Source organism: Maricaulis sp. (genome assembly GCF_030149425.1).
Classification (GTDB): domain Bacteria; phylum Pseudomonadota; class Alphaproteobacteria; order Caulobacterales; family Maricaulaceae; genus Maricaulis.
Window position 1 is genome coordinate 125326 of the sequence record NZ_JASBRQ010000010.1, and the last position, 9668, is coordinate 134993.

Genomic DNA, 9668 nt, shown 5'->3' on the forward strand with positions numbered 1-9668 from the left:
CAAGATGTGGTGTTTCCACACCCAAATTCATGAAACCGGCCGCGATGGCCGAAATCCTGAGTCTAGACAGGGCATCGACTCGGTTAATGCGCCGTAAAATCTGTTGATAACTTCGTTAACCGTCTGCATCCGGAGCGAAGAAGTCCGGTGAAACGGCTCTCAGGCGCTGCTCCAGCGCCGCGGCGTCGCGCAAGGCGGTGTCGGCGGTCGCTGCGCGCAGCGACTGGGCGATGTCAAACAACAGCCAGGCGGTTTCAATATCGCCGCGGCTGGCGGCGAAGCGGCCCGCGTGCCAATAGGTCAGCGGGGCATGCGGGTCGAGCTCGGCGGCGCGGGCAAAGGCCTCAAGCGCCTGCACGTCATAGCGGTTGCCGCGCACGGCATAGGCTTGGGCGCTGAGCAGGTTGGCAGCTGCACCGGCGTGATCGCCGCGGGAGCGGTAAGGGGTGAGGGTGTCCAACATGGTTTCGGCATTGCCGAGGCCGCCATTCACCGCCGCGCTGAGGCGTTCAAACTCCTGATTGCCCAGACCCGAGGCCAGGCTACCGCTGGTCATGCGGCAGATTTCCGAGACCGATTCGCTGGGCGTACAGGCGCCGAAATGATGCGAGGCCTGGACCAGGCTGAGATAGCGCCCGGGCAGATCGCCGCCCTGGGCAAAATATTGCGCAAAACGCAGGAAGTCGCCCTCTGAGGGAGCATCCTCTGGTACAGCCGCGGCGGCGATGCCGGTCTCCAGCATGCGGGTCAGCGGTTCGGCCGAGGCGCTATAGGCTGCCGCCGGTGCCTGCGCTTCGCTGGTCCAGGGGAAGTCGCGGGCTACGGGGATGCTGTCCTGCAGGGTCCAGCGCTCGCGCCGGCCGTCCGGGCTGGAGGGGCTGAAGACGAGGAATTCAAAACTCTGCGGCAGGTGTGCCGCCTGCGCGAACGGGTCGAGCACGTCCTGGTGTATGGGCAGGGTGTGGCGCATCCAGCGGCGCAGCAGATCGATCTGCTCCGGCGTGCCCGTCTCGGACGGCATCCAGCTGAATATGGGTGGGCCATCGGGGGTGCGTGGCGCTTCCATGCGGCCGCTGTCCAGCTGGCGTGGCTCGAGGATGGCCGGGTTGATGCGCACGCCCATGGCGCTTTCGATCCAGAAGCGTTCGAAAACGGCGCCGCCGGGTCCGGCAATTTCGTCGCGCGTACCGCCAGCGGTGAAGCGGTTATAGGTATCCATCTGCCGGTGCACATGGCCGGCAATCGGGCGGTTGAGCACGCCGTTTTCGCTGAAGGTCAAAATCCGGCCGGTGGCGAAATCATAGACCTTGCCCGCGCCATCATCGCGATCATGGACATAGCGATCACCCAGGACCAGGTCGCGGGCGGCAGAGCCTAGGCGGTTGCCCTCGAGATCGAACTGCTCGACCTGCCAGCGGGTGACCAGCGCGTCACGGGTCTGCGGGGCGCGGTGTTCGTTGTAGGCGGCGGCATCAAGGTGTAGCGCCGCGGGCCGGTCCGGAAGTGCCTGTTCTTCCGCCTGCGCCTGGAAAGGCTGCGGCGAGAAGATCGCAAACGGGTCGGGCTCGCCCGGTTGCGCTGTGGCGGCAGGGCCAGCCAGAGCGAGGACGGCGATAAAGACTACACGAAATGAACTGGTCATGAGGGGAGTTTGCCGTCTTCAGCGGGATCAGAAAAGAGGGAGAAACCGATTTCGCCCGAGCGCAGCTGAACCGAGCCTGAAGTGGCATTTTTTACGTTGACGTTCGCGTAAAGATGTGAACACAGTTCACCCATGGTCAAGCCCGTGCCCCCAGACGCTGAATTTTCGATCCGCGAGCTCTCGCAGGAGTTCGATATTACCCCGCGTACGCTACGGTTTTATGAGCAAAAGGGCATGATCCATCCGACCCGCCGCGGTGCGGCGCGGGTGTATTCCGCCGTCGACCGGGCGCGCATTGAGTTGATCCTGCGCGGCAAGCGCGTCGGTTTTGCGCTCGACGAGATCAAGGAAATGCTCGACCTGCATTTCATTGATGCCGGCAATTCCACCACTTTGCAGGCCGCGCTCGAGCGTTTCCAGAGCCGCAAGCGCGTGCTCGAACAGCAGCGTGAGGACGTGGAGCGTGCGCTGGCGGAAATCCAGTCCGGCCTCGACTGGCTCAATGCCCGCGTGGCCGAAAACGAACCGTCCGAAGATGTTAAACGGCGAGCCCGGGCTTTCGAGGCCTTGGCCGCTGCCCGCCTTGAGGGCTGGACCGGCCTGCCGACCAGCTAACACCTGATCCGGGGCGGCCATCGCCGTGCCCGACATGAATTGGAGACTTCACCATGGCCGCTTACCGCGCCCCTGTCCGCGACCAGCAATTCGTCCTGCATGATGTGCTCGACCTGGCCCAGTATTCCAACCTGCCCGGCTTTTCTGACGCCGACGGTGACACGATCGATGCCATTCTCGATGAGAGCGCGAAATTCTGTGAAGGCGTTCTGGCCCCGATCTCCAAGGTCGGCGATGTCGAAGGCTGCACCCGCGATGAGGACGGCAATGTGAAAACCCCGACGGGTTGGAAAGAAGCTTTCCATCAGATGTCGGAAGCCGGCTGGACGGCACTGTCCGCCGATCCCGCCTATGGCGGTCAGGGTCTGCCGCACGTGCTCAATCTCGCTGTCAACGAAATGGTGTCCTCGGCCAATATGGCGTTCGGCATGTATCCCGGCCTGACGCTGGGCGCAGCTGCGGCCCTGCACACCGGCGGCTCCGACGAGCAGAAAGAGCTTTACCTGCCGAAGATGATCTCCTGCCAGTGGGGCGGGACGATGAACCTGACCGAGCCGCATTGCGGCACCGATCTGGGCCTCTTGCGCACCAAGGCTGTGCCGCAGGCGGACGGCTCCTACAAGATCACCGGCCAGAAGATCTGGATCTCTTCCGGCGAGCACGACATGGCGGAGAATATCGTCCACCTCGTGCTTGCGCGTATCGAAGGCGCGCCGGAAGGCGTCAAGGGTATCTCCCTTTTCGTGGTGCCGAAATTCATCCCCGATGCCGACGGTAATCCGGGTGAGCGCAATTCGCTCAAGTGTGGCGGTCTGGAACACAAGATGGGCATTCACGGCAATGCCACCTGCGTGATGGACTATGACGAGGCCACCGGCTGGCTAGTGGGCGAGGAAAACAAGGGCCTCAAAATCATGTTTATCATGATGAATGAGGCGCGTCTGGGTGTTGGCCTGCAGGGCTATGCCCTGGCCGAGGCCGCCTACCAGCAATCGCTCGATTTTGCCAAGGATCGCGTCCAGGGGCGTTCGCTGACCGGACCGAAAAATCCCAATGGCCCGGCTGATCCGATCATCGTGCACCCGGATGTGCGCCGCATGCTGATGGATCAGAAAGCCTTCGTGGAAGGCGCGCGCTGTTTTGCGCTGTGGACCGCGCTGCATGGCGATCTGGAAGAGAAGTCCGATGATGCCGGTGCCCGCGAGAAGGGTGGCGACTACATGGCGCTCCTCACCCCGATCGTGAAGTCCTACCTGACCGGCAAGGGCTATGACATGGTGTCCAACGGTCTGCAGGTGCACGGCGGTTCCGGCTTCACCGAGGAGTGGGGCGCGTCCCAGCTTCTGCGCGATGCTCGCATCACCCTGATCTATGAAGGCACCAATGGTGTGCAGGCGCTCGACCTGGTCGGCCGCAAGCTCGCCATGAACGGCATGCGTCCGATCACCACCTTCTTCAACGAACTCGATACCTTTGTGGCTGAAGGCGGCGATGAGACCGTCAAGCCCTTCATCGATGCCGTGGCCGAGTGCAAGGGCAAGCTGAAAGACGGTACCGACTGGCTCATGAATAACGCGCTGGAGAATTTCGACCATGCCGGTGCCGCCAGCCACGACTATCTCAACCTCTTCGGTCTGACCTGCCTGACCTATATGTGGGCGGTCATGGCCAAGACCTCTGCCGCCAAGATCGCCGAAGGCGATAGCGACCCGTTCTACAAGACCAAAATCGCCACGGGCCGTTATTTCCTCGATCGCTGGGTGCCGGAAGCCGACATGTATCTGGCCAAAGTCAAAGCCGGCGCCGACAGCATGATGGCGCTTGAGGCGGAGGCCTTCTAAGTCAATCTGTAGCAACGACCACCTGGGGAGGAAGGTCATGTTTGAAGATCCGCTCAATGTACCGCGTCCGGCCTTTTTGGCCCGTGAGGACGTCGTCATTTTCGAGGACAGTGTCCGCGGTTTCATGGAGAAAGAATGCGTTCCCAATGCGGAGCGCTGGGAAGAGCAGGGCATGGTCGATCGGGAGATCTGGGCCAAGGCCGGCGAGGCGGGAATTCTGTGTCCTTCCGTTCCCGAGGAATATGGTGGGGCCGGTGGCGATTGGGGCCATGAATATGTCTTCCACACCGCCGGCGCCGAGATCGGTGCGGCCGGCTGGGGTGTCGGCCTGCATAATTCGATCATCGCGCCTTACGTGGTTCATTACGGCTCGGAAGAACAGAAAAAGTCCATCCTGCCGCGGATGATCTCCGGTGAGCTGATCGGTGCTATCGCCATGTCGGAACCGGGCACCGGTTCGGACCTGCAGAGCGTCAAGACGACGGCTTTGAAGGACGGCAATGGCTATCGCATCAATGGCCAAAAGACCTTCATCACCAATGGTGGTTCGGCCAATTTCATCATCGTCGTCTGCAAGACCGATCCGGAAAAGGGCTATGACGGTGTCTCCCTCCTGATGGTCGAGACCGACAAGGTGGAAGGCTTCCGCCGCGGCCGCCTGCTGGAAAAAGTCGGTATGAAGGCCCAGGACACGGCCGAGCTCTTCTTTGAGGATGTCTGGGTACCGGCGGATGCGCTACTGGGTCCGGAAGAGGGGCAGGGCTTCATCCAGCTGATGCAGCAATTGCCGCAGGAGCGTCTGCAGATCGGCGTCCAGGGCGTCGGTGCCATGAAGCGTGCTCTGCACGAGACCATCAAATACACCAAGGAGCGCGAGGCCTTTGGCCGCGCCGTGTTCAAGTTCCAGAACACCCAGTTCAAGCTCGCCGAGTGCAAGACCAAGGCGACCCTGGCCGAGGTCTTCGTGCATCACTGTTCGGAACGCCTGATGAAGGGTGAACTCGACCCGGCCACCGCCTCGATGGCGAAATACTGGGTCTCCGATACTCAAAATGAAGTGATCGATGAAGGCGTGCAGCTGCACGGCGGGTATGGCTATATGAAGGAATACCCGATCGCCAAAATGTGGACCGACAGCCGCGTCCAGCGCATTTATGGCGGCACCAACGAGATCATGAAGCTTCTGATCGGACGGACGCTTTAATCATGAGTCTGCTTACCGCCTTCGCCGCCGCAACCGCTCAGGCTATCGAGCTAGGTTGCGTCGGTTTTGGCGGTGAGCGGGCGATCTAGGAACAGGCCTGATGTATATCCCGCCGCACTTTATGATGCAGGACGAAGCGGAGATGCGATCGCTGATGCGGTCCTATGATTTCGCGCTGGTGCTTGCGCCCGGCATGCCGGACCTGGCCGCGACGCATATTCCGTTGAAACTGTCCGATGAGCGCCATGTGCTGATCGGACATGTTGCACGCCATAACCCGATTGCCGAGGCGATCCGGGCGGGTCAGGAAGCGATGGCGGTATTTACCGGGCCGCACGCCTATGTCTCGCCGACCTGGTACTCCAATCCGGCGCGCGAGGTGCCGACCTGGAATTATGTCGCTGTGCACGCCTTCGGGCGCTTCATCCCGCTTGAGGGCGAGGAGGCCGAGCGCTCCCTGTCCTCGCAGATCGCCGATTTTGAAGCCGAGTGGCGTATCACCGACATCCCCGAGAAGCAGCGGGCCCGGCTGGAAGCCGGCCTGCAGGCCTTCGAGCTGGAGATCCATCGTCTCCAGGGCAAGGCCAAGCTCTCCCAGAACAAATCCGTGTCCGAGCGATTGAAGCTCGCCGAAGCCCTCAATGAGCGCGGCGAACACGCCATCGCCTACCATATGGTGGAGGACCGGGAGTGATGGTGGGGCATGTCGATATTTATCCTCCCCGCGATAGTGGGGAGGTGGCGGCGAGGCCGCCGGAGGGGCTGAAGGGCAAAGCCCGGAAGCTGGATAGCCGTTCGCTGAAGCTCACCCCCTTCGACCCGGCCTTCGACCCGGCCTTCGGCCGGCCCACTTCCCCGCTTGCGGGAAAGATGTCGGAGCCTGACCGTCGCAAGTACAAGACGATGAAACGGGCGCGGTCCCTGCGCAAACGGATGACTAATGCCGAGGTAATCCTGTGGCAGCACTTGCGCCGCAAACAGGTGCTTGGCTTGCCCATCCGGCGCCAGCATCCGGTCGGGCCGTTTATCGCCGACTTTGCCTGCAATCCGCTCAAGCTCATCATCGAAGTCGATGGTGATACCCATACCGATGCGGCTTATGACGCGCGCCGGACGCAGTTTCTTGAAACCGAGGGCTGGCAGGTCCTGCGGGTCTTCAATGTTGATGTTTACGAGAACCTTGAGGGTGTGATGGACCGGATCGGTGCCACCCTCGCAGAGCTTCAACGCTCCAAATCTGCGGCTCAAGCCGCCAACAAGAAAGTCGATAAGGATCTAAACCCGCGAAGCGGAAAGGACGAGAAATGACCGAGGCATATATTTACGACGCTGTGCGTACGCCGCGCGGCAAGAAAAAGGGTGGTGCCCTCAACGAGATCACCGCACTGCAACTGGCCACGCAGCAGCTGGAAGCGATCCGTGATCGCAACTCGCTCGACACGGCGATGGTCGATGATGTGATCATGGGCGTGGTATCGCCGGTGGGCGAGCAGGGTTCGAACATTTCCCGTTCGGCCGTGATGAACGCCAAATACGCCGAAACCACCGCCGGCTATCAGCTCAACCGTTTCTGCGCCTCCGGCCTGGAAGCCGTGAACGTGGCTGCAGCCAAGGTCATGTCCGGTGAGGCCGACATGGCCATCGGTGGCGGTGTGGAAGCCATGTCGCGCGTGCCGATGGGCTCTGATGGCGGTGCCATGGGCTCGGACCCGGAGATCTCCTTCGACCACTACATCGTGCCGCAAGGTGTTTCCGCTGACCTGATCGCGACCAAATACGGTTTCTCCCGCGATGATGTCGACGCCTACGCCATGGAAAGCCAGAAGCGCGCCGCGCGCGCCTGGGCTGAAGGCCGCTTCAAGAACACCGTCGTGCCGGTCAAGGACCAGCTCGGCCTCAACATTCTCGACCATGACGAGCACATGCGTCCGGAAACCGACATGCAGGGCCTCGGCTCGTTGAAGTCGGCCTTCAAGGACCTGTCCGATTTCGTCGGTTTCGAAGCGGTGGCCACCCAGCGCTATCCGGAAGTGGAATACATGAACTGGGTCCACACCGGTGGTAACTCCTCCGGTATCGTGGACGGCTCCGGCATGGTTCTCGTCGGTTCCAAGGAAGCGGGTGAGCGCGCCGGTCTCAAGCCGCGCGCCCGTATCCGTGCGATGGCGTCTGTCGGTTCCGAGCCGACCATCATGCTCACCGGGCCGGTTCCGGTGACCGAGAAAGTGCTCAAAAAAGCCGGCATGTCCTCCAAGGACATCGACGTCTGGGAGCTCAACGAAGCCTTCGCGGCCGTGGTTCTGCGCCTGATGCAGGCCTATGACATCGACCACGACATCATGAACGTGAACGGCGGCTCGATCGCCATGGGTCACCCGCTGGGTGCGACCGGTGCGATCATCCTCGGCACGGTGCTCGACGAGCTCGAGCGCTCCGGCAAGGAAACCGCCCTGGCCACGCTCTGCGTCGGCGGCGGCATGGGTACGGCAACGATCATCGAGCGCGTTTAAGCGATGACTGACACGCCCGGAAAAGATGATGCAGGCAAGCCGGCAACCAAGCTGAACCCGCTCGTTGCAGGCCTCCCGCTCGGTTTGCCCTTCGGGGTCGCCATTGGCGTCTCGCTCGGTGTCTCCCTGGATAATGTCGCCCTTGGCATCTCCCTGGGAGTCTCGATGGGGCTGGGTCTGTCCATCGCTTTCGGCGTGGCACGTCTTGAGCAGATCAAAAAGAAAAAGCAGGACGGCGACACGTCGTCCGATGAGGAGAAATCCTGATGAAAAACTTCACATTTGAACTCGACAGCGATGGCATTGCCCTCGTCACTTTCGACAGCCCCGGCAAGTCGATGAATGTAATCTCCGCTGACGTCATGACCGACTTCGCGGAACTGGCAGACAAGATCAAATCCGACGACGCCGTCAAAGGCGTGGTCCTGACCTCGGGCAAGTCGGCCTTCTGTGCCGGTGCAGACCTGTCCGAGCTCGGCGGCGGTTCCGGCGATCTGGAAAAGCTCTCCGAGGACGAGCGCAAGGCGAAACTCTTCGAGCAGTGCTATCGCCTGAACAAGACGCTGCGCGAGCTGGAAACCTGTGGCAAGCCGATCGCTGCGGCGATCAATGGTCTGGCCCTGGGTGGTGGTTTCGAGATCACCATGGCCTGCCATTACCGCGTCATGCCGTCGGATAATCCCAAAGCCAAGGTCGGCCTTCCCGAAGCCATGGTCGGCGTTCTGCCGGGCGGTGGCGGCACCCAGCGCCTGCCGCGCCTCGTCGGTGTCATGAACGCTGCGCCGATCCTCCTGCAGGGCAAGCAGCATGACGGCCCGTCCGCACAGCAGCTGGGCATTGCCCACGCCGTCGTGCCGATGGCCGAGCTGGTCTCCAAGGCGAAGGAACTCGTCAAGGAAGACCCGATGAATGCAACCCAGCCCTGGGATGGCGACAAGTTCAAATTCCCCGGCGGTGGCCCCTACCATCCGGCCGGCGCCCAGGTCTTCGGTGCCGCATCCCCGATGCTGCGCAAGAACACCTATGGCAACTACCCGGCCCAGCGTTACATCCTGTCCTGCGTCTATGAAGGTGCCCAGGTCTCCATCGACCAGGGCCTGCGCATTGAAAGCCGCTATTTCACCAAGCTGCTGATGCGTCCGGAAAGCCGCAACATGATCCGCTCGCTTTTCCTCTCCAAGCAGGCGCTGGAGAAGGGCGGCCGCCGTCCGGCCAGCCAGCAGAAGGCCGAGGTCAACAAGATCGCGGTCATCGGTGCCGGGTTCATGGGCGCGGGTATCGCCACGGTGTCGGCCCAGGCCGGTATCGATGTCGTTCTCATCGACGCCAACCAGGAAGGCGCCGACAAGGGCAAGCAGCACGCGGTGGATCACTTCAACAAGGGTGTGAAGCGCGGCAAGCTTTCTCAGGAAAAGGCTGACGCCATTGCCGGTCGCATCACGGCGACGACCGATTACGGTCTGCTCTCCGACGTCGATCTCGTCATCGAGGCGGTGTTCGAGAATTCCGAGCTGAAGAACAAGATCACCCAGATGGCGGAAGACGTCATTCCGGAGAATGCGGTCTTTGCCTCCAACACCTCGTCCATTCCGATTACCGGTCTGGCCAAGGCGTCCAAGCGTGAAGACCAGTTCATCGGCATCCACTTCTTCTCGCCGGTCGAGAAGATGATGCTGGTCGAGATCATCATGGGCGACAATACCGGTGACTACGCGCTGTCGCGGGCCATCGACTATGTCACCAAGATCAAGAAGACCCCGATCGTGGTGTCCGATACGCGCGGCTTCTACGCCAACCGTTGCGTGATGCGCTTCATCGGCGAAGGCATGAACATGCTGGCCGAAGGCATCAAGCCG

The 9668-nt window shown here is 61.7% G+C and carries 9 protein-coding genes; 8 read left to right on the forward strand and 1 reads right to left on the reverse strand.

The annotated features are described in order from the left end of the window. Positions 1 to 115: 115 nt before the first annotated feature. Positions 116 to 1642, reverse strand: a complete 1527-nt coding sequence (locus Q1V57_RS02565; RefSeq protein WP_300527369.1) for a hypothetical protein — start codon at positions 1640 to 1642, stop codon at positions 116 to 118. 132 nt (positions 1643 to 1774) lie between these two features. Here Q1V57_RS02565 and Q1V57_RS02570 point away from each other — a divergent pair, with 132 nt between their 5' ends. The 8 genes from Q1V57_RS02570 to Q1V57_RS02605 all read left to right on the forward strand — a co-directional run. Continuing rightward, a complete protein-coding gene (locus tag Q1V57_RS02570) occupies positions 1775 to 2257 on the forward strand; it encodes a MerR family DNA-binding transcriptional regulator (protein WP_300527371.1) in 483 nt (160 codons plus the stop codon). 53 nt (positions 2258 to 2310) lie between these two features. Then, complete coding sequence (locus Q1V57_RS02575; protein ID WP_300527372.1) at positions 2311 to 4098, forward strand: acyl-CoA dehydrogenase C-terminal domain-containing protein; 1788 nt, start codon at positions 2311 to 2313, stop codon at positions 4096 to 4098. A 37-nt stretch (positions 4099 to 4135) separates the two neighbouring features. Further along, positions 4136 to 5302 (forward strand): acyl-CoA dehydrogenase family protein, encoded by a 1167-nt coding sequence (locus Q1V57_RS02580; RefSeq protein WP_300527374.1) that lies wholly within the window; start codon positions 4136 to 4138, stop codon positions 5300 to 5302. 100 nt (positions 5303 to 5402) lie between these two features. After that, a complete protein-coding gene (locus Q1V57_RS02585; RefSeq protein ID WP_300527375.1) occupies positions 5403 to 5996 on the forward strand; it encodes an FMN-binding negative transcriptional regulator in 594 nt (197 codons plus the stop codon). Continuing rightward, on the forward strand, positions 5996 to 6610 hold the full coding sequence (locus Q1V57_RS02590; RefSeq protein ID WP_300527382.1) for a DUF559 domain-containing protein: 615 nt from the start codon (positions 5996 to 5998) through the stop codon (positions 6608 to 6610). Before Q1V57_RS02585 ends, Q1V57_RS02590 begins: the two co-directional genes overlap by 1 nt. Continuing rightward, positions 6607 to 7812: an acetyl-CoA C-acetyltransferase gene (locus Q1V57_RS02595; protein WP_300527376.1), complete on the forward strand. Its 1206-nt coding sequence runs from the start codon at positions 6607 to 6609 to the stop codon at positions 7810 to 7812. The genes Q1V57_RS02590 and Q1V57_RS02595 overlap by 4 nt, the downstream gene beginning before the upstream one ends. 3 nt (positions 7813 to 7815) lie before the next feature. Then, a complete protein-coding gene (locus Q1V57_RS02600) occupies positions 7816 to 8079 on the forward strand; it encodes a hypothetical protein (protein WP_300527378.1) in 264 nt (87 codons plus the stop codon). After that, positions 8079 to 9668 (forward strand): 3-hydroxyacyl-CoA dehydrogenase NAD-binding domain-containing protein (locus Q1V57_RS02605; protein WP_300527380.1); only part of this gene is annotated, 1590 nt, incomplete at its 3' end. The genes Q1V57_RS02600 and Q1V57_RS02605, both read left to right, overlap by 1 nt.

Excerpts from the sequence above, each read along its gene's own strand:
- Q1V57_RS02565 (WP_300527369.1), bottom strand. The coding sequence starts at position 1,642 with ATGACCAGTTCATTTCGTGTAGTCTTTATCGCCGTCCTCGCTCTGGCT.
- Q1V57_RS02570 (WP_300527371.1), top strand. The coding sequence starts at position 1,775 with ATGGTCAAGCCCGTGCCCCCAGACGCTGAATTTTCGATCCGCGAGCTC.
- Q1V57_RS02575 (WP_300527372.1), top strand. The coding sequence starts at position 2,311 with ATGGCCGCTTACCGCGCCCCTGTCCGCGACCAGCAATTCGTCCTGCAT.
- Q1V57_RS02580 (WP_300527374.1), top strand. The coding sequence starts at position 4,136 with ATGTTTGAAGATCCGCTCAATGTACCGCGTCCGGCCTTTTTGGCCCGT.
- Q1V57_RS02585 (WP_300527375.1), top strand. The coding sequence starts at position 5,403 with ATGTATATCCCGCCGCACTTTATGATGCAGGACGAAGCGGAGATGCGA.
- Q1V57_RS02590 (WP_300527382.1), top strand. The coding sequence starts at position 5,996 with ATGGTGGGGCATGTCGATATTTATCCTCCCCGCGATAGTGGGGAGGTG.
- Q1V57_RS02595 (WP_300527376.1), top strand. The coding sequence starts at position 6,607 with ATGACCGAGGCATATATTTACGACGCTGTGCGTACGCCGCGCGGCAAG.
- Q1V57_RS02600 (WP_300527378.1), top strand. The coding sequence starts at position 7,816 with ATGACTGACACGCCCGGAAAAGATGATGCAGGCAAGCCGGCAACCAAG.